Consider the following 23,568-nt stretch of genomic DNA (forward strand, 5'->3'; position numbering starts at 1 on the left):
GGATCAGCCCTTCATCTGGGTGACCGGCGGCGCGGTCTCGTCACCGGTGAGGGTCTTCTGCGCGGTCGCCGTGTACGCGGTGCCGCTGCCCGACAGCTTGGCCTGGTACATCGGCTGGAGCAGCGCGTGGTCCTCGGGCCGGATGGTCATCTGGCCCTTGATGCTGTCGAACTGCCAGCCCTCCAGCGCCTTGATCATCTTGTCGACGTCGTCGCCACCCTCCTGCGCGGCGCGGACCACCATCTGGGCGGCGGCGAAGCCGTCCGGGTGGAACAGGTCGAGGGTGCCGCCCGGGATCTTGGCCTTGGCCGCCTTGGCCGCCTCGGTGTCGCTGGCCCCGTCGAAGTAGTGCGACAGGAAGGAGATCTTGCTGCCGGCCGCGCCGAAGGTCGGCCAGGAGGCGCGGATGTCCAGGCCGGTGACGACCGTGGTGGAGGCGAGTACGCCCTGCTGGTCGAGCGTCTGCCACATGGCGGGGGCGGTCGTGCCGGCCCACGCGACGAAAAGCAGGTCCGGCTTGGCGGCCTTGATCTGGCTGGCGAACGGGGTGAACTCGGTGGCGCTCGCCGGGGCCCGGACGCTGCTCACGGTCGCGCCGGCACCGCCGATCACCGCCTTGACGGCGGCCTCGTTCGCGTCACCGAAGGCGCCGTCCTGGGCGAACACGACCACCTTCTTGCCGGTGGCGTCGCCGATGAAGGACTTGGCGGTCACCACGTCCTGATAGGACTGCCGGCCCGACCGGAACGTGTACTTGTTCGCCCCGGTCACCGCGTCGGTGGCGGCCGGCCCGGAGATGAAGAGCACCTTGTTCTGCGCGGCGATCGGGGCGACCTGGAGGGCCACGCCGGAGGAGGTGGAGCCGGCGATGATCTTCGCACCCTTGCCGATCAGGTCCTTGGCCGCGGAGACCGCCTTCGCCGGGTCACCCGCGTCGTCGACCTCGGTGAGTTCGATCTTCCGGTCACCGACCTTGCCGGTGCCCTTGGTGGCGAAGTCGAGGCCGGCCTTGAACCCCTCGATGTACTGCTTGCCGTAGCTGGCGAGCGGCCCGGACTGGGAATACACCAGCCCGACCTTGACCGGGGCGGTTTCGCCGCCGCCGGAGGCGGTGTCCTGCGGGCTGCCACACGCCGTGACGGCCACCGCGGCCGCCATCATCGTGGCGGCGGAAAGGAACACCCGTCGCGTGTGCCGGATCGTCATTGCGACTCCAGGTGAGGACAGGGGGGAACGTCAGTTGTCGGCTCACGCTAGAAGTGACGTCACCCACGAGCTATGTGGTCGAAACACACAAGTGATCGGGGTGGGATGGCCCCGTGTAACAACCCCCGACATCCTCGCGTAACCCCGTCGACTCCGGATGGCCGCCGCCGCCATCGATGCGCCGGCCGGTGTGTCGCACCCCGCCATCGCGGAGCCGTACCCGAGAGGGGCCGCCCGCCCCCTATCCGGGCACGCCCGACCCGCACTCGCCGTCGTGGTCCGCCGGGCGCGGGCAGCGCCGGCCGCCGTCGAGCAACCGGTCGCAGTAGACCCAGTGGCGTACGGACTGCGCGTCCTCCGTCGACACGGTCGCCCCGGCCCGGTCCACGTCGGCGAGGAAGCCCAAGGCCCGGCAGATGGACCGGGCGAACCGCCGCGCGCCGTCGAGGTCGGTCGCCAGCACCGGCAGGTGCACCACGAAGCGCTCCCGGTTCACCGGAGCACTCCCGGGCTGAAGCGGGACTGCCAGCTCCGGAGCGCCCGCTTGATCCGGACGTTCTCCTCCTGGATCAGGGCCAGTTCCCGCCGGGCGGCGGCCAGGTCGCCGGCGACCCGGTGCAGAAACGCGTGCACCTCGGCCGGGTCGAGCCCACGCCGGACGTTGCGGAACTGCCGCGCGCGGATCTGCCCCACGGTCAGCGGCCGGCACGTTTCGGAGCGGTACCAGCCGCCGTTCGGCGGCCGGTTCGCACGCTTCCTCGCCGGCCGAAACAGGTTCAGCACGTTTCGCATGACCACCCTCCTCGCCTGGTCGCGCCGTGGAAGGCGGGCCGGCCCACGGACAGGGGACGGGGCCGACCCGCCGGCCCCGCGACCGCAGCCCAGTCGGCGGTACGACCCCGGAGCCCACTTCTGGTCCGAACCCCAGGGTTTGCCGAACCAACCGGAGCCGGACCCCGATGAGATTACACAAAATGCTTGTGTAGGCCGACCCCTCACGGTGACGACCCGACAGCTTGTTGCAGTTACTGGTGTAGGCCGGGCATGATCGAGGACGCCGAACCAACCGGAGTCCTCACCATGCCCACAGCCGAACCGCCATATCGCACAATCGCGAACGACCTCACCGCAAAGATCAAGAGCGGCGAGCTGAAGCCGGGCGACAAGCTGCCGTCCACCCGGGAGCTGGCTGAGGCTTACGGCGTCCACATGAACACCGCCTCGCGGGCCCTCTCGCTGCTGCACGATCGGGAGCTGATCACCGGCCACCCCGGTCGTGGCACCTACGTCGCCGAGCGCCCCGGGCAGTAGGGTCCGCACTCCCTACAGACCTGATGTCGTAAACGATTCAGGCACGCTAAGCCGCGCCTGAATCGTTCGCGCCATCAGCTCCAAAGGAACCGATGAGCGCAACCTCCGCCCGGCTCGCCGATCCATTCACGTCATCAAGTTCGTAGCGTCGAACGGGAGCACTCTCGCCCCGCCCAGCCGGCCAGGCCAAGCCGGGCCACGGCAGCGCCACCGCCGCACCCAAAGGGGAAAAAAGCACGTGGGTGCCCGGACACCGCCGAGCACGTCGCGGAAGCGCCGCGCCGGGGCCCCGAGCGCCCCGGCGCGGACACCGTCTACAGGCCGGCGCGGGCCGCCACGGCGGTGTCCGGCTGGTCGGCGAAGGCGCCGTCCAGGCCGAGGCCGAAGAACAGCTCGTACTCGGACGTGATGTCACCGCGGGCGTTCGGGTCGGCGCCGATCCGGTAGTCGACCGGGAGGAACTGGTTCTCCGCGCGGAACGTCCAGGCGTGCACCAGCAGCTTCACCCGGTGCGCGTCCCGGATCACCGTGGTCGGGGCGAGTAGCTTGCCGGCCGCGTCCCGGGGCACGATCAGGTTCTTGTGCAGGCCGACGCCGTCGGCATACCGGGCCACCCAGGCCAGGCCGGAAGCTGAGGCCAGGTCGGCGTAGCTGCGCGGGTCGCCGGCGGCGGTGAAGTCGTACGGGCGGCCGGCCGCGTCCATCAGTTGGACCAGCCGTACGTCGATCATGCGGTCCAGCTTGCGCAGGTTGGCCGTCTCGAAGCTCTGGATGAAGACCGGGTCGTTGCGGTGGGTCAGCTTGTTGGCTTCGAGCACCGCGACCAGCGGCTCCTCCAGCGGGAGCCCGATCGAGGTGAAGTAGCTGGGGTGCTTGGTCTCCGGGTAGACGCCGATGGTCCGGCCCCGAGCCTTCGACTCGGCTCGGGCCAGGTCGACGATCTCCTGGAAGGTCGGCACCTCGAACTTGCCGTCGAACGCCGTGTTGGCCACCCGCACCTGGGGCAGCCGCTCCTTGGCCCGCAGCGTCTTCAGCTCGGCCAGGGTGAAGTCCTCGGTGAACCAGCCGGTTACCTGCACCCCGTCGATGGTCTTCGTCGCCTTGCGGGCGGCGTACTCGGGGTGGGCGGCCACGTCGGTCGTACCGGAGATCTCGTTCTCGTGCCGGGCGACCAGCACGCCGTCCTTCGTCGAGACCAGATCGGGCTCGATGTAGTCGGCGCCCATCCGGATGGCCAGCCGGTAGGCCTCCAGGGTGTGCTCAGGCCGGTAGCCGCTCGCGCCGCGGTGGGCGATCACGATGGGGCGGTGGGCCGCGCGGGACTGGTCGGCGGCGGCCTCGGGCCGGGCCTGGGCGGCCACGGCCGGCACCGCCACGGCCGCCGCGAGCAGCGTGCCGGCCACGCCGAGGGCGGAAAGCGTACGTCGCAACACCTTCTCCTGTCGTCGATGGGTACGCACAGCAGACCGGTCGCGGTTGGCCGGCAGTTGGTCGTTTCCTGACCTGCCGGTGAATGTCCGGACGGAAGATGACCTGGTGCGCCGTCTGCTCCGTAACCCCGTGCGGCTGGTGCCGCTCGGGTTCCTGGCGGCGATCCTGTTCGGCACCGGCCTGCTGATGCTGCCCTGGGCCACCAGCCAGCAGCGGTACACCCCGTTCGTCACGGCGCTGTTCACCGCCACCTCGGCGGTCTCGGTCACCGGCATGGCGATCAACGACACCCCGAACTACTGGAACGGCTTCGGGCTGGCGATGATCACCGTGCTCACCCAGCTCGGCGGCCTGGGCATCCTGACCATGGCGGCACTGGTGATCCTGGCGGTCTCCCGGCGGCTCGGCCTGCGCAACCGGCTGCTGGTGCAGGCCGAGACCCTCGAGTTCGGCATCGGCGACGTCCGCTGGCTGCTGGTGCGGATCGTGGCGGCGGTCTTCGTCACCGAGGCGGTGATGACGGCGGTGATCACCAGCCGGCTCTGGCTGACCTACGGCTACCCCCCGTGGCGGGCCCTCTGGTTCGCCGCCTTCGACTCGATCCAGGCGTTCAACAACGGCGGCTTCACCCTCTACTCCGATGGCCTGGTCGCCTTCTCCCGCGACCCCTGGGTGGCGCTGCCACTGGGCCTGGGCGCGATCATCGGCGGGCTGGGCTTCCCGGCGCTCTTCGAAGCGGTACGGGAGTGGCGGCGGCCGAGGGGCTGGGCGATCGCCACCAAGCTGACGATCTGGGGCAGCCTGACGCTGATCGCGCTCGGCTTCGGCGCCCTGCTTTTCGCCGAGTGGCGCAATCCCGCCACCATCGGCACCTACGATGCCCGGGGAAAGGTCCTGGCCGCGTTCACCCAGATCGCGCTGAGCCGCACCGGCGGCTTCGACGTGATCCACATCGATCGGCTGAGCGAGGAGAGCTACCCGCTGCTGATCGTCCTGATGTTCATCGGCGGCGGCAGCGCCAGCACCGCCGGTGGGATCAAGGTGTCCACCTTCTTCCTGCTCGCCTTTGTCATCTGGGCCGAGCTGCGCGGCGAACCGGACGTGACGGTGGGCGGCCGACGGGTCGCCACGGCCAGCCAGCGGCAGGCGATGACCGTGGCGCTGATCAGCGTAGCGCTGGTCGTCGCCGGCACGGTCGTGGTGATCGCGGCGACCAAGCACGTCCGCTACTACACCGCGCTCTTCGAGGTCACGTCCGCGTTCAGCACCACCGGCCTGACCACCGGGCTCGCCGCGCAGCTGAAGGAACCCGGGCAGTACCTGCTGACCGCGCTCATGTACATCGGCCGGATCGGCCCGCTCGCCCTCGGGTCGGCGATCGCGTTGAACACCCGACGACGCCAGTACCGCTACCCGGAGGAGCAACCCATTGTCGGCTAGGAAGACGGACGACAGCGGCATCGCGGTGATCGGCCTGGGCCGGTTCGGCTCACGGCTGGCCGGCTCGCTGGCACACCTCGGTCACGACGTGCTGGCCGTCGACCGCAGCCCGGAGCGGGTCCAGCGCTGGTCGGCGCGGCTGGACCGGGTGGTGCAGGCGGACTCCACCGAGGAGAACGTGCTGCGCCAGATCGGCGTAGCGGACTTCCGGCGGGTGGTGGTCGCCATCGGCGCCTCGGTGGAGGCGAGCGTGCTGACCGTGCTGGCCCTGACCGAGCTGGACATCCCGCAGATCTGGGCCCGGGCCACCTCGGAGAAGCACGCGAAGATCCTCAGCTCGGTGGGGGCGCATCACGTGATCTTTCCGGAGGCGGAGACCGGCGAGCGGGTCGCGCACCTGATCGTCAGCAGGATGCTGGACTTCGTCGAGTTCGGCGACGACTTCGCGATCGCCAAGGTACGCGTACCGCGGACGATGGTCGGGCGGCCGTTGCGGGAGCTGACCCCGGCGGACCGGTACGGGGTGATGGTGGTCGGCGCGAAACTGCCCGGCGAGCCGTTCCGCTACGCCGGCCCGGACACGGTGCTGCAAGCGGACAGCGTGCTCGTCGTGGAGGGCAGCATCAGCCAGGTGCAGCGCTTCGCCGCGCTCGACTGAGCATCACTTCTGCTTGGCCTTGACCTTGCCCCGGTCCTTGTCCTTGCCGCCGTGGTCCCCCTTTCCCTCGGTCAGTCGCCTTTTCCCTTGCCGTCCCCCTTGCCCTTGCCATGCTTCTCGGGGTTGGCGCGGCTGCCGCTACTCTTCGCCGTGCTCGCTTTCGGGGGCGGTTTCGGGGCCGCCGTGCGGGCCGGGGCGGTGGTCGGCACCGAGCCTGCCACCCCGGAGACCTGCACCCCACAGGTGCTGTCGCCGACCTTGAACTCCACCGGCAGCAGGTTGCCGCCCGTGTAGCGACCGGTCAGCGAGATCTTCCGGGACGCGCCCGGCGCCAGCGCCGGGTCGGTGGCCGGTGCCTGGAGCTGCACGGTCCGCCCCTGCTGGTGGACCGCCGGCTGGGCGCTCGTCACGGTCTGCCGGCCCGGGAAGGTGAAGCTCATCGTCCAGCCGCGCAGCTCCCGGTTACCGGTGTTGGTCAGGGTCAGCTCCGCGGTGAAATCCTTTCCGGAGTCCCGCCGCAGCGTGTAGTCGACCGCGCAGGGGATCGGCTGCGGCAGGTCCATCCGGGCCTGGGCCGGCTCGGCGCCGCCGCTGGCCGAGCTCTTCGAGGTCATCCCCCACATGATGGCGGTGACCGCGACCAGGCCGGCGGCGGCCACCCCGACCTCCACCCTGCGCCTTTGCGTGGCGGCCCGGGTACGGGTGCGGACGGCGGAGAAGGGCAGCGCGTCGGTCTCCGCCGACCAGGGCAGGATGGTGGTCCCGGCGTTCTCGACCAGCGTCGGATCGACCTGGCCGACCGCCGGGGAGACCGGCACGATCGCCGAGATGCCGGCCGCCTCGGCGAGCGTACGGGCCACCTCGGCGGTCGCCGGCCGATCCGCGCAGCGCTTGGCGAGGCACTGCCGGACCAGCTGCGCCACCTCGTCGGGGAGCCCCAGCACCGGCGGCATCGGCTCCGGATCGTGGTACATGTGCGCCCGGAGCATCTGGGTAGTGGTGCTGGCCTGCCAGGGCAGCCGGCCGGTGAGCATCCGGTACAGCAGCAGGCCGACCGCGTACACATCGGTGGCCGGGGAGACCTGGCCGTTGTTCAGCCGTTCCGGAGCCAGGTACGCGGGCGTGCCGAGCAGGGCGCCGTCCGGGCCCTGCTCGCTCTCCCCGGCCAGCGCCGAGATGCCGAAGTCGACGACCTTCACCCCGGTCGAGGTGAGCATGACATTGCCGGGGGTCACGTCCCGGTGGACCACGCCCCGGGCATGCGCGGTGGCCAGCGCCGACGCCACCTCCGCGCCGATGGTCACCGCCTCCCGCCAGGGCAGCTGCCCGCCGCGGCCGAGCCGGGCGCTGAGCGGGCCGCCGTCGACCAGTTCCATCACCACGTACGGCACGGTCAGCCCGGCCTGATCCGACTCGCCGTAGTCGTACACGTTGGTGATGTTGGGGTGGCAGAGCCGGGCGGCGGCCTGCGCCTCGATCCGGATCCGGTGCCGGAACGCCTTGTCGCTGGCGAGCCGGGAGGCCAGCACCTTGACCGCGACCTGCCGACCGAGCACCTCGTCGTAGCCGCGCCAGACCACCGACATGCCACCCGCACCGAGCTGCTCGACCAGCCGGTACCGCTCACCCAGGAGCTGCGCGCCGCCCCTCACCGCTGCACCCATGGTCGGTCCTGTTGCCCGGAGCGGACCGCCGTACACCTGAAGGGTCGGAATCGGTCAGGAAAGTCACTCGTTCAGGCGGTCGCCAGCAACTGGTCCACCGGGGCGTAGTCGTCGGTCAGCACCAGCGCGTCGCCGACGTACCCGGTCAGCTCGTCCCCGGACAGCAGGCTGGCCGGCTCGGGCAGCATGCCCAGCCGGGACAGGGCGCCGGCCAGCGGCAGCGGCGCGTCCGAGGCGACGATGAGGAAGTTCGCACCGGACCGCCCCTCGATGCCCCAGGGCGGGGCGATCAGCGCGACGTGCCGGAACTCGGCCCGGACGGTGGCCAGCTCGGCCCGGATGAACCGGCCCGGCGGCACGTCGATGACGTTCTGCACGTAGATCCCGCCGGGCCGGAGCACCCGGCGGACCTCCGCGGCCATCTCCCGGGTGGCCAGGTGCCAGGGCACGACCAGGTGCCCGAAGGCATCGCCGACGATGAAGTCGCGGCTGTCGGTGCGCTCGGCGCCGAGCAGCACCCGGGCATCCCCGACCCGGGCCTGCAACTGCGGTCCGGTGCGCACGCCCAGCTCCCGCCGGTCCAGGTCGACCAGCCCGCCGTCGATCTCGAAGACCAGGTTGTCGGTGCCCGGCCGGGTCGCGGCGAGGTAACGGGGCATGGTGAAGCCGCCGCCGCCGAGGTGCAGGGCGTCGAGCCGCCGCCCGGCCGGCGCGGCCAGGTCGGCGACCAGGCCGATCCACTGGGTGTACGCGTACTTCAGGTGGGTCGGGTCGGCCAGGTCCACATAAGAGTGCTCGGCCGAGTTGAGGTAGAGGACGCGCCCCTGCGTCCACTGCGAGTCCGTCTCCACCTTCGCGCAGTGGTACGCCGTCTCCACGTCGCACGGGTTCGGGGCGACCGCGGAGAGGCCCGCCGCGGCCAGGCCGAGCACCGCCAGGGTGGCCTTGACCCGGGTCGGGGCGGGCAGCCCGGTCCCGGCCCGCCGGCGCAGGTACGCCCCGAGCGCCAGCCCGGTCACCCCCAGCACCGCCGCCAGCCCGAGCACGATCACCGTGCTGGACAGCGCCGCCACCAGCACGAAGCCGGTGACCAGGGTGGCCGTGATCCCGCCCAGCGTGCCGATGCCGGAGAGCCGGCCGACCACCTGCCCGGTCCGTCGCAGGTCGGCGAGCTGGAGCTTGACCACCAGCGGGGTCACCCCGGCCAGCAACGCGGCCGGCACCAGCACCGCCAGCGCGGTCAGCAGGAGCACCCCGCTCGCCGCGCCACCGCGCAGCGCCTCGCCGGCGTACCGGACGACGGGGAGGGTGACCGCGGTGGCGATGCCCGCCAGCACCAGCGCCGGGGCGAGCAGGGTGCGCGGGTCCCGCCGGTCGGCCAGCCACCCACCCATCCACGCTCCGTACGCGATGGCGCCCAGCGCCATGCCGATGACCGAGCTGGTCACCTGGAGGGTCACCCCGACGTAGGGGCCGACCAGGCGCAGCGAGACGGTCTCCAGGACCAGCACGGCCCCGCTGGAGAGGAAGACGAGGAACGCGGCGAGCCCGTTCGGCAGGGCCCGGGGCGGGGCCGGCGCGCTCGGGGCCGGCTCCGCCTCGACGTCGGACGATGTGCTGCTCACCGTGGCGATGCTACGCAGCGTTCCGGGCAACCAGGGTCAGTACATCGAGACATGAACATGGTTTGTGTGGTCGGCGGCCGGACTGCCCCCGCCGCTGTACGACCGCCAGCCGGTGTTCGGCATCCAGATCTGCCGGTACCAGATCACGTACATGACGCCGAGCTTGCTCGCGTTGTTCTTGAGGTAGCTGGCGAGGCTGTCCCCGTACGCCTTGTCGCCGCCGGTGGCCGAGACGTTCTCGAAGCCGCCGCTGGCGGCGGAGAAGTCGCACGCCCGCCCCTTCGGGTGCTCGCCCCCGCCACCACTGCGGTGGCAGGAGACGTACCGCTTGTAGCCGGCCGCCTTGGCCTGCTGGAGCATGTGCAGCGTGCGTGGGGTGATGCAGCCGTCGGCCGGCGTCGGGTCGTTCACCGAGCAGGACTCCGCCGGCCACGAGCCGTCGGGGTTGCGCGGGGCGGGCTTGGCCGACCCGGAGCCGCCGCTGAACCCGCGGCTGCCGCCGGAGCTGACCTTGGCCAGCGCGATCTCGGCGTCCCGCTTCTTCTTCGCCAGGATCGCCAGCTGCTTCTGCTGCTCGCGGACCTCGGCGTCGAGGGCCAGCTTGGCCCGGGTGGCCTCGGCCTGCGCCTCGTGCAGGTCCCGCAGCCGCCGGCCGTCCCGCTGGGCCATCACGTCCAGCTCGGCGGCGCGCTGCAGGAACGAGTCCGGATCGGTGCTGGCCAGCAGCGCCGACACCGGGGTCAGCCGGCCCACCCGGTACGAATGCGCGGCCACCTCACCCACCTGCGCCTTCAACTCGACCAGGCGTAGCTCGATCTGCTTGAGCTGCCCGTTCAGCGCGACCTGCCGGCGCTTGGAGTTGTCGAGGCGGGCCTGGGCCTCGATGTGCCCCTTCGCCGCCGCCTCCAGGGCCGCCCGGAGCTGCTTGCTGCCGCCCTCGTCGGGCGCGCTCGGGCTGGGCGCGGCGGCGGCGGGCCCAGCCGGGAGGAGGCCGGCGCCGAGCAGCAGGGCCGCCGCGGCGAGCAGGGCGAGCAACGGCCGGCCGGCGCGCCGCCGGATGAGTCTGGTCCTGGGCACGAGAGCGTCCTTCCGTCGACCGCCGACCCCCGGTTGACCGCTGCGCGGCGGCGGCTCCGCCGGCCACGACGGCGGCCTGCTGGCGGAGGCCGCCGGTCACGATACCGGACCACGCGCGCCACGCCAGGCCCCCGACCTCGGGCGACACGGATCGTCGACGCATGGTGCCGATCCTGTCGCGGACCGCGACAGAATGGGGGCTCAGCCACCCAGCAGCGCCGCCCGGACCTCGTCCCAGATCTCCTCGCTGGCCGCGACCAGCAGGCCCCGGCCGCCGTCCGCCGGGTGGTAGTCGGTCCCGTCGAAGCGGCGGGCCACCCCGCCGGCCTCGCGTACCAGCAGGGTGCCGGGCGCGTGGTCCCAGGGCAGGGTGCGCCAGAAGAGGACGAACTGCTGCGCGCCGGTGAGCATGTCGAGGTATTCCCGCCCGGCGCAGTGCTGCCCGGGCAGCAGCTCACCCAACCGCTCGCCGCCCGCCTCCACGGTCCGCCGGGTGTCCGGCGGCAGGAACCGGGTCATCGCGGTGCCCCGCAGGGCACCGACCTCCGGTGCCGACCGGCTGATCCGGACCGGCGTGCCGTCCAGCCGGGTGCCCGCGCCGCCCCGACCGGCCGCCATCGTGCCGGCCAGCGGGTCGTACACCCAGGACGCCGCCGGCAGGCGCTCGGTCAGCAGCGCCACCATCAGGGCGAACGGGCGCCGGCCGGCGGCGAAGTTGGCGGTGCCGTCGATCGGGTCGACCAGCCAGACGTCGCCGGCGCCGCGCAGGTGCCGCAGCAGGTCCGGGTCCTCGGCGACCGCCTCCTCGCCGACCACCACCGAGCCGGGGCGCAGCCGCCGCAGCCCGGCGGAGATCAGCTCCTCCGCCTGGCGGTCGGCGACGGTGACCACCTCGCCCGGCGCCTTCTCGGAGATGTCGGCGTCGTCGAGCCGGCGGAACATCGGCACCACGACCTCGGCCGCGGCCTTCCGCAGCAGGTCGCCGACGTCCTCCAGCAGCGGCTCAGCCACGCGGCGGCAGCTTGACCACGCTGACGAAGAACTCGTCGATCTGGCGGACCACCGAGATGAAGCGCTCGAAGTCCACCGGCTTGGTCACGTAGGCGTTGGCGTGCAGCTGGTAGCTGCGCAGGATGTCCTCGTCGGCCTGGGAGGTGGTGAGCACCACGACCGGGATCCGGCAGAGCTGCTCGTCCTTCTTGATCTCCGCCAGCACCTCCCGGCCGTCCCGGCGGGGCAGGTTGAGGTCGAGCAGGATCAGGTCGGGGGTCACCGCGTCCGCGTACCGGCCCTCGCGGCGCAGGTAGGCGAGCGCCTCGGCGCCGTCCGAGACCACGGTGAGGCGGTTGCGGAGCTTGTGCTCCTCGAACGCCTCCTGGGTCATCAGCACGTCACCCGGGTCGTCCTCGACCAGCAGGACCTCGATCGGGCTCCTGCCGTCTGCCGGCGCCGTCATCCCACCGTCTCCTTCATGCCACCCGTTGTACCCTCCCGGACCGCGCCCTGGGTCGTCTCCCCCGGTCCAGCGTCCGGCTGCCGGCCGACGGACGCCTCCGCACCGTCCCCGGTCGCCGCCAGGTCCCCGGTCGACTCCTCACCGGCCGCCGGCTCGTCCCCCTCCGTCGCCGGCGCCGCCTCGACGTCGGCCGGCGGCGCGGGCAGGGTGAACCGGATCGCGGTGCCCTCCTCGGTGCCGGTGTCCACCCAGACCCGGCCGCCGTGGTACTCCGCGATCTTCTTGACGATGGCCAGGCCGATGCCGGTGCCCGGGTACGCGTCCTTGGAGTGCAACCGCTGGAAGATGACGAAGATCTTGTCGGCGAACTCCGGCTCGATCCCGATGCCGTTGTCCTGGCAGTTGATCTCCCACTCGTCGCCGACCAGCCGGGCCGACACGTGCACCTTCGGTGGCGCATCCGGGCGGCGGAACTTGATCGAGTTGCTGACCAGGTTGGCCAGCAGGTTGGTCAGCAACGGCTCCTCGCCGCGGATCACCGGCAGCTCGTCCCAGGTCAGCTCGGCGTCGGCGAACTGGCGGGCGGCCTCGGTCTGGGCGGCCACGTCGCCCATCACCTTGTTCAGGTCGACCTCGGTGAAGCCGGTGGTGAGGCGGCCGATCCGGGAGAACGCGAGCAGGTCGTTGATCAGCCGCTGCATCCGCTGCGCGCCGTCGACGGCGAACGCGATGTACTGGTCGGCGCGCTCGTCGAGCTGGCCCGCGTAGCGCCGCTGAAGGAGCTGGCAGAAGCTGGCCACCTTGCGCAGCGGCTCCTGCAGGTCGTGCGAGGCGACGTACGCGAACTGCTCCAGGTCGCGGTTGGACCGGGTCAGCTCCTCGGCCTGCTTCTGGAGCTGGCTGTTGACCCACTCGATGCGCTCCCGGGCCTCGCGTACCTCGTCCAGCTCCCGGGCGATCTTCTGCCGCATGCCGTCGACGTCCTCGGCGAGGCGGCGGAACTCCGGCGGCCCGGACCCCTCGATGTGGTGCCGGTAGTCGCCGCCGGCGACCTCGCGTACCTGGCCCGCCAGGGCGGCCAGTGGCCGGATCAGGATCCGGTCGAGCGAGAGCAGCAGCAACGCGCCGGCCACCGCCACCACCAGGGCCGCGGCGATCAGCAGCACGACCAGCACGTTGCTGGTGCTGCTGACCCGGTCGGCGGTCTGCTGCCGGACCAGGCCGATCTCGTCCTGGAGCTGGTCGACCGCGGCCCGGACGCCGTCGAACTGCTGCCGGGTCTGGTCGGTGACCAGCGCCTGCCCGGCCCCCGGGCCGCTGCGCTCAATCGTGCTGATCACCGGCTCGGCGACGTCCGCCCGCCACCGCGCCGCCCGCTGCTCGACCACCGCCAGCTCGCGCCGCACGTCCGGGTAGTCGGTGGCCAACCGCTCCATCGAGGCGACCGTGTCGCGTTCCCGCTTCCGGCCCGAGTCGTACGGGGCGAGGTCCTTGCGGTCGCCGTTCACCGCGTACCCGCGGACAGCTGCCTCCTGGTCGAGCAGGGCGCTCATCAGCTCCTGACTCTGCAACTGGAGCGGAGCGGTCTTGACCAGGACGGCGTCGATGTTCTGCCGGTTCTTCTCCGCGACCAGCGCCTCCGCCGCGGCCAGTCCGAGCAGCAACAGCAGGGCCACGCCGAGCAGCGCGACCACCCGGCGCCGCAGGGTCCAGCCCTCCCGGTACGCCGTCACCGGCCATCGCCCCGGGTGACCAGCAGCATGGCGACGTCGTCGGCGAGCGGGCCCCCGTTGAGCTGCTCGGCCCGGCCGACCAGCCACCCGGGCAACTCGGGCAGGGACACCGCCTGGTTGGCGGGGTCGGCGAGCAGGTCGGTGAGGCCGGGCACGTCGAGCCGATCGTCGCCGGCGCCCACCCGACCCTCGATGAGGCCGTCGGTGTACATCAGCAGAGACCAGTCATCGGTGTCGAACTCCAGATCGAAGGCCACGGGCGGGCGCGGTCGTACCCCGAGCAGCAGGCCGCCCCGGGCCGGCACGGGGGCGACCTTGCCCCCGCTGAGCAGCAGCGGCGGCGGATGCCCGGCGAGCCGCACGGTGGCCCGGTCGGCCGCCAGGTCGAGCCGGGTGGTCGCCACCGTGGCGAAGATCTCCTGGAGCCGGCGCTCGCTCATCAACACCTGCTCCAGGGCGGGCAGCACCTCGTCGTCCGGCACCCCGGCCAGCACGAGGGCCCGCCAGGCCACCCGGAGCTCGACGCCGAGGGCGGCCTCGTCCACGCCGTGGCCGCAGACGTCGCCGACGATCAGGTCGATCCGGTCCGGCCGGGTCTGCACCACGTCGTAGAAGTCGCCGCCGATCAGTGCGGCGTGCCGGCCGGGACGGTAGAAGGTGTGCACCGACACCTGGTCGGTGGTCATCAGCGGCTGCGGCAGCAGACCCCGCTCCAGGCGAGCGGACTCGGCCTGGCGCAGCTCCACCTCGCGGAGCCGGCGGGCGTTCTCGTCGGCCCGCTTGCGTTCCACCGCGTAGCGCAGGGCGCGGGCCAGCAGGACCCCGTCCACCTGGCCCTTGACCAGATAGTCCTGGGCGCCCTCGGCGACCGCCACGATGCCCAGGTGCTCGTCGGAGCGGCCGGTGAGCACGCAGACCGCCGCCCCGCTGGCCATCTCCACCACCCGGCGCAGCCCGTCCAGGCCCTGCGCGTCGGGGAGACCGAGGTCGAGCAGCACGCAGTCCACCCCGGTCACCCGCTGCCGGGCCTCGCTGAGGCTGGCGGCGACCAGCAGGTCGATGTTGGCGTTGGTCTCGGCGAGCAGCTCGCCGACCAGGAACGCGTCGCCCTCGTCGTCCTCGACCAGCAACACCCGCAGCCGCTCACCGGGCGGCACGTTCGCGTGATGCCCGAAACCACCCTGCGGAACGGCCCGGGGCGCGACGGAGGCCCCGGGCAGGCCGGGCCCCCGGTGCGGCCGGGTCACCGCCGCGAGACGCGGGAGTTCGCTGGTGATGTCGGACTCCTTCCGAGTGCCCTGCTGATCCTGTATCAGACCACGGTCGCACACAACACGACCGGAGCGCCCACCGGCGGCGGCCCAGGTGGGGAGTGTCGCCACGGTCCGCCGGGGGGCAGGATGATCCCACCCCGACCACCCCGAGGAGTTCCCGTGGGCGTACCCCCCACCCGAGCGGCCGACCGGGCGCTGGCCCGGCCGCGCCGCCGGCTGCTCGCCGCCGCCGCGGCGCTCGCGGCACTGCTGGCCGTCGGCGCGGGCGTCCTCGTCGACCTGGCCACCCCGGCACCCCGCCCCGCCACCGCCCCGGCGGACCAGTTCAGCGCCGACCGGGCGTACGAGCACGTCAAGGTCGTCGCGGCCCGGCCGCACGTGGCCGGGAGCCCGGCCAACGACCAGGTCCGAGAGCATCTGGTGGGGGTGCTGCGCGGCCTCGGCCTGGAGACCACGGTGCAGGACACCGTCGCCCCGGAGGCCGGGCAGCTCAGCGGGGCCGCCGGCGGGGCGACCGTGGCCCGGGTGCGCAACGTGGTGGCCCGGCTGCCGGGCACCGCCTCCACCGGGCGGGTGTTCCTGGTGGCGCACTACGACTCGGTGCAGTCCGGCCCTGGCGGCAACGACGACGCCGCCGGCACCGCCAGCATCCTGGAGGTGGCCCGGGCGCTGGCCGCCGGCCCGCGCCCGCGCAACGACATCGTGTTCGTGCTCACCGACGCGGAGGAGGCGTGCCTCTGCGGCGCCTCCGCGTTCGCCGGCAGCCACCCGCTGGCCGCCGACGGCGGGGTGGTGCTCAACCTGGAGGCGCGCGGCTCCACCGGTCCGGTGATCATGTTCGAGACGTCCCGGGACAACGCGAAGCTGGTGGACGTCTTCGGCCGGGCCGCCCCGCACCCGGTGGGCACCTCGTTCGCCGTGGAGATCTACCGGGCGCTGCCGAACGACACCGACTTCACCGCCTTCCTCGACCACGACTTCGTCGGGCTGAACTCGGCGTACATCGACGGCGGCGCGATCTACCACACACCGCTGGACGTCCCGGCGGTGCTGGACCGGGGCAGCCTCCAGCAGCACGGCGACAACGCGCTCGGGCTGGCCCGCGAGTTCGGCCGGACCGACCTGACCACGCTGCACGCCGACCACGACGCCACCTACTTCCCGGTGCCGGGCGGACTGGTCCGCTACCCCGGCTGGCTCACCCTGCCGCTGGCGCTGCTCGCCCTGGCCGCGGTCGGCCTGCTCGGCTGGCTGCTGCGCCGACGCGGCCGGGCCGCCACCGGCCGGCTCGCCGCCGGCGTCGGACTGGCCCTCGTGCCCGTCGTCGTGGCCCCGCTGGGCGCGTGGCTGCTCTGGGCCGCGATCACCAAGCTCCGCCCCGGTTACGTTGAACTGCTCGACCCGTACCGGCCGGTCTGGTACCGGCTCGCCGTGGTGGCGCTCGCCGCGGCGGTCCTGTTCACCTGGTACGCGCTGACCCGCCGGTGGGCGGGTCCGGCCGCCCTCGCGTTCGGCGGGCTGACCTGGCTGGCCCTGTTCGGGGTGCTGCTCGCTCTGCTGGTTCCGGGTGGCGCGTACCTGACCACCCTGCCCGCGCTGGCCGGCGCGCTCGCCGGGCTGGCGGCGCTGGCCACCCGGCTGGACGGTCCCGGGCCGGTGGTCGCGGTGACCCTGGCCGGCGCGGTGGCCGTGGTGATCCTGCTCCCCACCGTGGTGCTGCTCTTCCCGGCGCTCGGCATGGCGATGGGCGGGGTGGCGGCGCTGTTCGCGGTGCTGCTCGGCCTGGCCGCGCTGCCGGTGGTCGACCTGCTGCACCCGCAGGCCGGCGGCCAGCGCGGCCTGCTGGCGCTGCGGGCCCGCCGGCTCGCCCCGCTGCCGGCGGCCGCCGCCGGGCTCGCCGCCGTGGTGCTCGCCGGGGTCGGCCTGGCCGTGGACCGCTTCGACGCCGCCCATCCCGTGCCCACCCACCTGATGTACGCCTTGGACGCCGGCACCGGCGAGGCCCGGTGGCTCAGCCGCGAGGACGAGCCGCAACCCTGGACCGCCGGGTACCTCGACGAGACAGTCTCCGCCGCCGACGACTTCCCCGCGCTGGGCGACGCCAGGCTGCGCAGCGGCCCGGCGCGGACGGCCGACCTGCCCGCCCCGAAGTTGCAGGTGCTCTCCGACACCACCGTCGGGGAGCGACGCACCCTGCGGGTCCGGGTGACCCCGCAACGGCCGGTCCGCCTGCTCTCGCTGCACGTGGACTCGACGACCGTGGTGGAGTCGTCGACCGTCGACGGGGTAGCGCTGGACGTCGGCCGGTACACCAGGGATCACCCGTGGGGCTTCGGCGTCGTGTTCCATGCGCCGCCACCGGAGGGCGTCGAGATCACCCTGGTGATGGCGCCCGGACACCGGCCGCTGCTGCGGGTCATGGACGCCAGCGACGGCCTGACCGGCGTACCCGGGTTCCGGCCCCGCCCACCCGATGTCGGCGTGGTCGGCTCGCACAGCTCCGAGATGCTGGCGGTGGCCCGCACATATCCCCTGTGACCCGGACCGGGCGGCCGGAACCCGCAAGCGCGCCGCCCGGGCTCCGGCCGTCCGCCGGCGAACGGCAGGTACGGGCCGCCTCGGCTGGCCCCGATCCGATCAGGAATCAAGAAGCGCCAGGCTGTCGCGGTGCCTAGCCTTCCTTATGGCCGGCATCGCGCCGAGCCTTGAGCGTCGAAAGGCAGCCCGAAATGCCCACGAAGAACTCCCAGACCGAGTCCGCCGGCTTCAGCGCCGAGGAGCGCGCCGCGATGAAGGAGCGCGCCGCCGAGCTGCGCGCCGAGGGCAAGAAAGGCGCCAAGAAGGCCGACGATCTCCAGGCCGCCCTCGACAGCATCGCGAAGATGGCGCCGGAGGATCGTGAGCTCGCCGAGCGCGTGCACATGGCGGTGACCACCACCGCCCCGGAGCTGTCGCCAAAGACCTGGTACGGGATGCCCGCCTACGCGAACGCGGACGGCAAGGTCGTCGTCGCCTTCAAGAACTCGGGCAAGTTCAACTCCCGGTACTCGACACTGGAATTCCAGGACGCGGCCAACCTTGACGACGGGGACATGTGGCCGGTGTCGTACGCGCTCCAGAAGTGGAGCCCCGTGGTGGAGCAGAAGATCGTCGAGCTGATGAAGGCCGCGGTCTCCTGACCGTGACAGCCCGACCTGACCCGCTCGCCAGCGGCACTACTTCCAGCGGTATGGATCCAGTTCGTGGAAGTCCTCGAGTCCCGAATCCGGACCCGAGGGGCGTGGCAACTAGCGCCGGACGGAGACACCTGACAATGTGAACCGATGCTGAATCAGGTGGCCGACGGCGTCTGGGTCCGGCAGAGCGAGTGGGTCTGGAGCAATGCCATCGTGGTGCGCGCGGAAGATGGGTTGATCCTGGTCGATCCCGGCATCGACGGTTCCGATCTGAACCAGCTCGCCGATGACGTGGACCGGCTCGGCATTCCGGTGGTCGCCGGGTTCTCCACCCATCCCCACTGGGACCACCTGCTCTGGCATCCCCGGTTCGGCGACGTGCCGCGCTACGCCACCCCCGCCGGCGCCCAGGCTGCCAGTGAAGCCCGAGAGCGGGCGCAGAAGATGGCGGCGGAAAGCGCATCGGGCATCCCTCTCGAGGTGATCGGGCTCCTCACCCCGCTGCCTGCGGACGGGGGACCCGTGCCGGGCGAGATCGTCGAGCATCAGGCGCACGCCATCGGCCACGCCGCGATCGTCCTCGCGGACCGTGGCGTCATGATCGCCGGCGACATGCTCTCCGACGTCCTGATCCCGCTCCTCGACCCGCGCCGCCCCGATCAGGTGGGCGCCTACGAGACGGCACTCGACCGGCTGGGTGAGGCTGCCAGCCACATCGAAGTCCTGATCCCCGGCCACGGGGCCGTTGCCGAGGGTCCCGAGGTCGCGGCCCGCCTCGCCGCCGATCATGCCTACATCGACGCGCTGCGGCGAGGAAAGGAACCAGTCGACGCGCGTCTGGGTCAAGACTGGCTCTCCGGCCCCCACCAGTCGAACCTGGAGCAGGCCCGCCGCTCATCCGGATGAACTTCGGCGTCATCGCGCTCATGGTCGCCACCCGGTGAGCCTCCGATCGGCGGCCACGAAGGCAGAGAGCGCATGTCGTCGCTACTTCCAGCGGAAATGCACGAAGAGGCGGCCGAAGTTCTTCGAGTCCTTCTCGACCCGGTGGTAGAGCTGCTTGACGTCCTTCTGGTCGAGGAAGCGCAGCACCCGCTTCTTGAGCTGGCCGGAGCCCTTGCCGGGGATGATCTCCACCAGGGTGGCCTTCTTCGCCACCGCCTCGTCCATGATCCCGCGCAGCGCGCGGTCGATGTCGTGCCCCTTGTTGAAGATGTCGTGGAGATCGAGCTTGAGCTTCACCAGCCCATCGTAGGCACGCCGGGCCGCCGGGCCCGGCGACGGCGAAGGGCAGCCCGCCCGGGCTGCCCTTCGCCGTCTCGTACTGGTGGCGGTCAGCGACCGCCGCTGACCCGGCTCTCCACCCGGCGCAGCGCCTCGGCGTAGTCGGCGTTGGTCGAGTGCATGGCCGCCGCGATGCGCAGGTGCCGCAGGGCGTCGACGGGCCGGTTCAGCCGTTCCAGGGTCCGGCCCAGCACGTGGTGGGCGTAGTGGTCGCTCGGGTCCCGGTCGACCAGCTCCCGGAGCTGCTCCTCGGCCCGGTTGAGCTGGGCCGACTGGAAGTACGCCCGGGCCAGCAGCTGCCGCACCGAGGAGTTGCCGGGCTCCGCCTCGACGATCGGCTCGAGCAGCCGGGCCGCTCCGGTCGGGTCACCCGCTTCGAAGAACATGGTCGCCCGCCGGTACTCCGCCAGAAGATCCACTCGACCCACCTCCTCGTGTCGCACCGCCCTTTGTCCGACGCTGGCACAACATCAGCCGGACCGCGAGTGTTCCCCCGGTCGAAGTTGCGCCTCAGGCCGTCTGGTCGTACCGGTCGCCGACCAACTCCCAGGCCCGGACACCACCGACGATCCCGGCCGTGTTCGGGACGACCACCACGTCGTCGCCCATCCGGGTGAGTTGTTCCGGCCGGATCAGTCGCGAGTTGCCCCCGCCGAGATAGAGCCGGTCCCAGCGGAAGACCGGCCGCAGCCCCTCCACCACCTGCCGGATCCGCCGCGACCAGAACGCGTCGCCCAGGCGCCGGCGTTCCGGCTCCCCGATGTACGTGTCGTAGGTGGTGTTCCAGCGCACCGGGGCGTGCGACAGCTCCAGGTGCGGGGCGAGCACCCCGCCGTCGAAGAGCGCGCTGCCCAGCCCGGTGCCGAGGGTCAGCACCAGCTCACAGCCGGTCCCGGCGACCACGCCCGCGCCGTGCACCTCGGCGTCGTTGAGCACCAGCGCCGGGATGCCGAACGCCTCGGCCAGGGCGCTGCGTGCGTCGTATCCGGACCAGTCGGCCACCAGCGCCGGGTCGATCTTGCTGCGCGGCCCGGACCGGGTGACGTAGTGCGGGGTGGCCACCACCACGCCGTGCCGGATCATTCCGGGCATCCCGACCGTGAGCCGGTCCGCCGCCGGCAGGCTGCCGGCCAGGTCCAGCAGCGTCTTGACGAAGAGCGACGGCGGCAGCGGGTACGGCGTCGGCACCCGTACCGGGCGGGCCCGCATGGTCCCGGCGCCGTCCAGCACGGACGCCTTGATGCCGCCACCGCCACAGTCGATCGCCAGAGTGGTCACCACGGCAGTGAGTCTCCCTCAGCCCGGTCACGTTCCGAGCCCCGGTTCTCCTGATCGGCTGCGGAGTGCCGCGCCGGTAGGCTCGATCTCCTCATGAGCGCCACGTTGATCGCCAAGAACCTCACCGCCGGGCACGGTGACCGCCTGCTCTTCGCCGACCTAGACCTGGTCGTCGCCCCCGGCGACGTGGTCGGGCTGGTCGGGGTGAACGGCGCCGGCAAGTCCACGCTGTTGCGTACCCTCGCCGGGCTCCAGCCACGGGAACACGGCTCGGTGGCGTTGAACCCGCCCACCGCCACGGTCGGCTATCTGCCCCAGGAGCCGGAGCGCCGGCCGGGCGAGACGGTCCGGCACTTCCTGGCCCGGCGTACCGGGGTGGCGGCGGCGCAGGCCGCGCTGGACGCGGCCACCGAGGCGCTCACCGCCGGGGCCGAGGGCGCCGACAACGCGTACGCCGAGGGTCTGGAGCGCTGGCTCGACCTCGGCGGCGCGGACCTGGACGAGCGGGCCGAGCAGGTGGCCGCCGAGCTGGGCCTGGCGGTCGACCTGGACCATCCGATGACCGCCCTCTCCGGCGGCCAGGCGGCCCGGGCCGGGCTGGCCTCCCTGCTACTCAGCCGGTACGACGTCTTCCTGCTCGACGAGCCCACCAACGACCTGGACCTGGCCGGGCTGGAGCGGCTGGAGCGGTTCGTCACCGGGCTGCGGGCCGGGACCGTGCTGGTCAGCCACGATCGGGAGTTCCTCACCCGGACCGTGACCCGGGTGGTGGAGCTGGACCTGCACCAGCGGCAGGTCCGGCACTACGGGGGCGGCTACGCGGCGTACCTGGAGGAGCGGGAGGTGGCCCGCCGGCACGCCCGGGAGGAGCACGAGGAGTACGCCGAGACCCGAGCCGAGCTGGAGGCACGGGCCCGGATGCAACGGGCCTGGATGGAGAAGGGCGTGAAGAACGCCCGACGCAAGGCCACCGACAACGACAAGATCGGCCGCAAGTTCCGCACCGAGTCCACCGAGAAGCAGGCGGCGAAGGCCAAGCAGACGGCGCGGCTGATCGAGCGGCTGGAGGTGGTCGAGGAGCCGCGCAAGGAGTGGGAGCTGCGGATGGAGATCGCCGCCGCACCCCGCGCGGGTGCCGTGGTGGCCTCGCTCCGGGGTGCCGTCGTACGCCGGGGCGGCTTCGCGCTGGGCCCGGTGAACCTCCAGATCGACTGGGCCGACCGGGTGGCGATCACCGGGGCGAACGGCTCCGGCAAGAGCACGCTGCTCGCCGCGCTGCTGGGCCGGCTGCCGCTGGACGAGGGCCACGCCGCGCTCGGCCCCGGGGTGGTGGTGGGCGAGGTCGACCAGGCCCGGGGGCTGTTCCTCGGCGACCAGCCCCTGGTGGACGCCTTCGGCGCCGCCGTACCCGAGTTGAACCCGGCGGATGTGCGGACCCTGCTGGCGAAGTTCGGCCTGCGCGCGGACCATGTGCTGCGGTCGGCGGCGACTCTCTCCCCCGGCGAGCGGACCCGGGCCGCGCTGGCCCTGCTCCAGGGGCGCGGGGTGAACCTGCTGGTGCTGGACGAGCCGACCAACCATCTCGACCTGCCGGCGATCGAGCAGCTCGAGTCGGCCCTGGCCACGTACCCGGGGACGCTGCTGCTGGTGACCCACGACCGGCGGATGCTGGACGCGGTGAGCGTCAACCGGCGGCTGCGGGTCGACGCCGGACGGATCGCCGAGGACTGATCCGTGCCGACCCGGTCGCGCCGGGTGACAATGACCCCATGCTCAAGTGGGAGTACGCGCTACTGGTCCGCCGGCGCCAGGCGGCCACCGGCGACGCCGGCTGGGAGATCGTGTTCGTCTGGTACGGCCCGGACGGTTCGATGGTCGACGTCACCCCGTACGGTGACACCGCGCTGGCCCACCTCAACCGGGCCGGTGACCAGGGCTGGGAACTGGTCGCGATGAGCGAGGACCCCTCGCTGCCGGGCAACAACGAGCTGCACCGGTACCACCTCAAGCGGCCCAAGCCGGCCGTGGCGCCGCCCCGCCAGCGGATCCGGGGTGCCAACCGGGGCCGCCGCAGCCTCTCCGGCTGACCCGGCGCCCGACCGTCGCCGGCTCGCTCGGCGGTTGCCGGCCGGCGGTCGCCGCTGTCTGGGCTGCTCCCGCGGGTGTCGTCTGGCGGTCCGAGGCATACCGGGCGGCGATGCGGGTATCGCGCGCCCGGAGGTGGCGCATGGTCACGATGGCGCAGTCCCCACCCTCGGCCCAGCGGCTGCGGATGATCGACGGGTTCCTCGTCGAGGCGTGGGCCGATCTCGCCCGCCACGATGAGCGGCTGCGCCCGCTCACCGTGGAGGTGCGCTTCGACCGGGGCATCGCGCACCTGAGCGGAGAGGTGGCCGACCCGGCCGAGCTGCGCCTGGTCCGGGACATAGTGGGCCGCCTCGCCGGGGTGCTCGGCGTCTGGTGCCGGGTGGCCGTCGCCGGCCGGGCGCCGGTGGTGGTGGACCTGGGCTGCGGCGCGACCAAGCAGTGGCCGGGCAACCTGGGGCTGGACATCTACCCGGCGCCGGGGGTGGACGCGGTGGCCAACCTCGCCGGCTCGCTGCCGCTCGCCGACGACTCGGTGGACGTGTTCTTCGCGGTGCACATCATGGAGCACCTGATCGACTTCCTGCCGCTGTTCGACGAGTGCCACCGGGCGCTGCGGCCGGGAGGCGTGCTGCACGTGATGAGCCCCTGGTGGCGACACGTGAACGCGGTCGCCGACCCGACCCACGTACGACTGCTGGACGTGCAGACCTTCAAGGGCATCTGCGGTCAGCGCCCGCCCGGCACCCCGCGCTGGTACCCGCTGCACGTCGGCTGCGACGGCGCCTCCATCTTCGCCGACCTCACTCCCCTCGCCCCCGACGACCCACCCCCACCCCCGTACCACCTGGCCCGCTTCTTCGACTGACC

The 23,568-nt window shown here is 72.5% G+C and carries 23 protein-coding genes; 9 read left to right on the forward strand and 14 right to left on the reverse strand.

The genetic code is table 11. The features are described from left to right. Nucleotides 1-3: 3 nt before the first annotated feature. From ACFYM6_RS12850 to ACFYM6_RS12860, 3 genes are all read right to left on the reverse strand, one after another. Complete coding sequence (locus ACFYM6_RS12850) at nucleotides 4-1,206, reverse strand: substrate-binding domain-containing protein (protein ID WP_387274956.1); 1,203 nt, start codon at nucleotides 1,204-1,206, stop codon at nucleotides 4-6. Between the two features lie 241 nt (nucleotides 1,207-1,447). Next, nucleotides 1,448-1,702, reverse strand: a complete 255-nt coding sequence (locus ACFYM6_RS12855) for a hypothetical protein (RefSeq protein ID WP_387274957.1) — start codon at nucleotides 1,700-1,702, stop codon at nucleotides 1,448-1,450. After that, entirely contained in the window at nucleotides 1,699-1,998 is a 300-nt protein-coding gene (locus tag ACFYM6_RS12860) for a DivIVA domain-containing protein (RefSeq protein WP_387274959.1), read from the reverse strand. The genes ACFYM6_RS12855 and ACFYM6_RS12860 overlap by 4 nt, the downstream gene beginning before the upstream one ends. Nucleotides 1,999-2,250: 252 nt before the next feature. Between ACFYM6_RS12860 and ACFYM6_RS12865 the strand changes: the two genes are divergently transcribed. Continuing rightward, nucleotides 2,251-2,517 (forward strand): GntR family transcriptional regulator, encoded by a 267-nt coding sequence (locus ACFYM6_RS12865; protein WP_387274961.1) that lies wholly within the window; start codon nucleotides 2,251-2,253, stop codon nucleotides 2,515-2,517. A 314-nt stretch (nucleotides 2,518-2,831) separates the two neighbouring features. On the opposite strand, the gene ACFYM6_RS12870 is transcribed toward ACFYM6_RS12865, so the two are convergent. Further along, nucleotides 2,832-3,947, reverse strand: a complete 1,116-nt coding sequence (locus tag ACFYM6_RS12870) for a glycerophosphodiester phosphodiesterase (RefSeq protein ID WP_387274963.1) — start codon at nucleotides 3,945-3,947, stop codon at nucleotides 2,832-2,834. A gap of 106 nt (nucleotides 3,948-4,053) precedes the next feature. On the opposite strand from ACFYM6_RS12870, the gene ACFYM6_RS12875 reads away from it, so the two are divergent. Next, nucleotides 4,054-5,388 carry a TrkH family potassium uptake protein gene (locus tag ACFYM6_RS12875; RefSeq protein ID WP_387274964.1) on the forward strand — a complete coding sequence of 445 codons (1,335 nt, stop codon included), beginning with the start codon at nucleotides 4,054-4,056 and terminating at the stop codon, nucleotides 5,386-5,388. After that, the gene (locus ACFYM6_RS12880; protein WP_387274966.1) at nucleotides 5,378-6,046 is read left to right on the forward strand and encodes a potassium channel family protein; all 669 of its coding nucleotides are present in this window, start codon (nucleotides 5,378-5,380) and stop codon (nucleotides 6,044-6,046) included. Before ACFYM6_RS12875 ends, ACFYM6_RS12880 begins: the two co-directional genes overlap by 11 nt. Nucleotides 6,047-6,117: 71 nt before the next feature. Here the strand turns inward: ACFYM6_RS12880 and ACFYM6_RS12885 are convergent, their stop codons facing one another. The 7 genes from ACFYM6_RS12885 to ACFYM6_RS12915 form a co-directional block, all read right to left on the reverse strand. Beyond that, the gene (locus ACFYM6_RS12885) at nucleotides 6,118-7,710 is read right to left on the reverse strand and encodes a serine/threonine-protein kinase (protein ID WP_387274968.1); all 1,593 of its coding nucleotides are present in this window, start codon (nucleotides 7,708-7,710) and stop codon (nucleotides 6,118-6,120) included. 71 nt (nucleotides 7,711-7,781) lie between these two features. Further along, nucleotides 7,782-9,335: a fused MFS/spermidine synthase gene (locus ACFYM6_RS12890; protein WP_387274970.1), complete on the reverse strand. Its 1,554-nt coding sequence runs from the start codon at nucleotides 9,333-9,335 to the stop codon at nucleotides 7,782-7,784. Between the two features lie 36 nt (nucleotides 9,336-9,371). Next, entirely contained in the window at nucleotides 9,372-10,412 is a 1,041-nt protein-coding gene (locus tag ACFYM6_RS12895; RefSeq protein WP_387274972.1) for a coiled-coil domain-containing protein, read from the reverse strand. A 201-nt stretch (nucleotides 10,413-10,613) separates the two neighbouring features. After that, a complete protein-coding gene (locus tag ACFYM6_RS12900) occupies nucleotides 10,614-11,423 on the reverse strand; it encodes an inositol monophosphatase family protein (protein ID WP_387274974.1) in 810 nt (269 codons plus the stop codon). Then, entirely contained in the window at nucleotides 11,416-11,868 is a 453-nt protein-coding gene (locus tag ACFYM6_RS12905) for a response regulator (RefSeq protein WP_387274976.1), read from the reverse strand. The genes ACFYM6_RS12900 and ACFYM6_RS12905 overlap by 8 nt, the downstream gene beginning before the upstream one ends. Beyond that, nucleotides 11,865-13,601: an ATP-binding protein gene (locus ACFYM6_RS12910; RefSeq protein ID WP_387274978.1), complete on the reverse strand. Its 1,737-nt coding sequence runs from the start codon at nucleotides 13,599-13,601 to the stop codon at nucleotides 11,865-11,867. The genes ACFYM6_RS12905 and ACFYM6_RS12910 overlap by 4 nt, the downstream gene beginning before the upstream one ends. Next, complete coding sequence (locus ACFYM6_RS12915; protein WP_387274980.1) at nucleotides 13,598-14,848, reverse strand: PP2C family protein-serine/threonine phosphatase; 1,251 nt, start codon at nucleotides 14,846-14,848, stop codon at nucleotides 13,598-13,600. The genes ACFYM6_RS12910 and ACFYM6_RS12915 overlap by 4 nt, the downstream gene beginning before the upstream one ends. A 186-nt stretch (nucleotides 14,849-15,034) precedes the next feature. Between ACFYM6_RS12915 and ACFYM6_RS12920 the strand changes: the two genes are divergently transcribed. From ACFYM6_RS12920 to ACFYM6_RS12930, 3 genes are all read left to right on the forward strand, one after another. Continuing rightward, complete coding sequence (locus ACFYM6_RS12920) at nucleotides 15,035-17,413, forward strand: M28 family peptidase (protein WP_387274982.1); 2,379 nt, start codon at nucleotides 15,035-15,037, stop codon at nucleotides 17,411-17,413. A gap of 191 nt (nucleotides 17,414-17,604) precedes the next feature. Further along, nucleotides 17,605-18,054 carry an iron chaperone gene (locus tag ACFYM6_RS12925; protein ID WP_387274984.1) on the forward strand — a complete coding sequence of 150 codons (450 nt, stop codon included), beginning with the start codon at nucleotides 17,605-17,607 and terminating at the stop codon, nucleotides 18,052-18,054. Between the two features lie 144 nt (nucleotides 18,055-18,198). Beyond that, nucleotides 18,199-18,957 carry an MBL fold metallo-hydrolase gene (locus ACFYM6_RS12930; protein ID WP_387274986.1) on the forward strand — a complete coding sequence of 253 codons (759 nt, stop codon included), beginning with the start codon at nucleotides 18,199-18,201 and terminating at the stop codon, nucleotides 18,955-18,957. 81 nt (nucleotides 18,958-19,038) lie between these two features. Here ACFYM6_RS12930 and ACFYM6_RS12935 read toward each other — a convergent pair whose 3' ends face one another. The 3 genes from ACFYM6_RS12935 to ACFYM6_RS12945 all read right to left on the reverse strand — a co-directional run bounded on the left by ACFYM6_RS12935 (nucleotide 19,039) and on the right by ACFYM6_RS12945 (nucleotide 20,616). Further along, entirely contained in the window at nucleotides 19,039-19,293 is a 255-nt protein-coding gene (locus ACFYM6_RS12935; protein ID WP_013736060.1) for a Smr/MutS family protein, read from the reverse strand. A 92-nt stretch (nucleotides 19,294-19,385) separates the two neighbouring features. After that, nucleotides 19,386-19,754 (reverse strand): M48 family metallopeptidase, encoded by a 369-nt coding sequence (locus tag ACFYM6_RS12940; protein WP_073834396.1) that lies wholly within the window; start codon nucleotides 19,752-19,754, stop codon nucleotides 19,386-19,388. Between the two features lie 91 nt (nucleotides 19,755-19,845). Next, the gene (locus tag ACFYM6_RS12945) at nucleotides 19,846-20,616 is read right to left on the reverse strand and encodes an ROK family protein (RefSeq protein WP_387274988.1); all 771 of its coding nucleotides are present in this window, start codon (nucleotides 20,614-20,616) and stop codon (nucleotides 19,846-19,848) included. 90 nt (nucleotides 20,617-20,706) lie between these two features. Between ACFYM6_RS12945 and ACFYM6_RS12950 the strand changes: the two genes are divergently transcribed. From ACFYM6_RS12950 to ACFYM6_RS12960, 3 genes are all read left to right on the forward strand, one after another. After that, nucleotides 20,707-22,344 carry an ABC-F family ATP-binding cassette domain-containing protein gene (locus tag ACFYM6_RS12950; protein ID WP_387274990.1) on the forward strand — a complete coding sequence of 546 codons (1,638 nt, stop codon included), beginning with the start codon at nucleotides 20,707-20,709 and terminating at the stop codon, nucleotides 22,342-22,344. A 38-nt stretch (nucleotides 22,345-22,382) separates the two neighbouring features. Continuing rightward, a complete protein-coding gene (locus tag ACFYM6_RS12955) occupies nucleotides 22,383-22,700 on the forward strand; it encodes a hypothetical protein (protein ID WP_387274992.1) in 318 nt (105 codons plus the stop codon). 140 nt (nucleotides 22,701-22,840) lie between these two features. After that, a complete protein-coding gene (locus ACFYM6_RS12960) occupies nucleotides 22,841-23,566 on the forward strand; it encodes a methyltransferase domain-containing protein (RefSeq protein ID WP_387274994.1) in 726 nt (241 codons plus the stop codon). The last annotated feature ends 2 nt before the right edge of the window (nucleotides 23,567-23,568 follow it).

Source organism: Micromonospora sp. NPDC006431, from assembly GCF_042870725.1.
Lineage (GTDB): Bacteria > Actinomycetota > Actinomycetes > Mycobacteriales > Micromonosporaceae > Micromonospora.

Excerpts from the sequence above, each read along its gene's own strand:
- ACFYM6_RS12850 (WP_387274956.1), bottom strand. The coding sequence starts at position 1,206 with ATGACGATCCGGCACACGCGACGGGTGTTCCTTTCCGCCGCCACGATG.
- ACFYM6_RS12930 (WP_387274986.1), top strand. The coding sequence starts at position 18,199 with ATGCTGAATCAGGTGGCCGACGGCGTCTGGGTCCGGCAGAGCGAGTGG.
- ACFYM6_RS12960 (WP_387274994.1), top strand. The coding sequence starts at position 22,841 with ATGGTCACGATGGCGCAGTCCCCACCCTCGGCCCAGCGGCTGCGGATG.
- ACFYM6_RS12865 (WP_387274961.1), top strand. The coding sequence starts at position 2,251 with ATGATCGAGGACGCCGAACCAACCGGAGTCCTCACCATGCCCACAGCC.
- ACFYM6_RS12950 (WP_387274990.1), top strand. The coding sequence starts at position 20,707 with ATGAGCGCCACGTTGATCGCCAAGAACCTCACCGCCGGGCACGGTGAC.
- ACFYM6_RS12885 (WP_387274968.1), bottom strand. The coding sequence starts at position 7,710 with ATGGGTGCAGCGGTGAGGGGCGGCGCGCAGCTCCTGGGTGAGCGGTAC.
- ACFYM6_RS12925 (WP_387274984.1), top strand. The coding sequence starts at position 17,605 with ATGCCCACGAAGAACTCCCAGACCGAGTCCGCCGGCTTCAGCGCCGAG.
- ACFYM6_RS12860 (WP_387274959.1), bottom strand. The coding sequence starts at position 1,998 with ATGCGAAACGTGCTGAACCTGTTTCGGCCGGCGAGGAAGCGTGCGAAC.
- ACFYM6_RS12905 (WP_387274976.1), bottom strand. The coding sequence starts at position 11,868 with ATGACGGCGCCGGCAGACGGCAGGAGCCCGATCGAGGTCCTGCTGGTC.
- ACFYM6_RS12955 (WP_387274992.1), top strand. The coding sequence starts at position 22,383 with ATGCTCAAGTGGGAGTACGCGCTACTGGTCCGCCGGCGCCAGGCGGCC.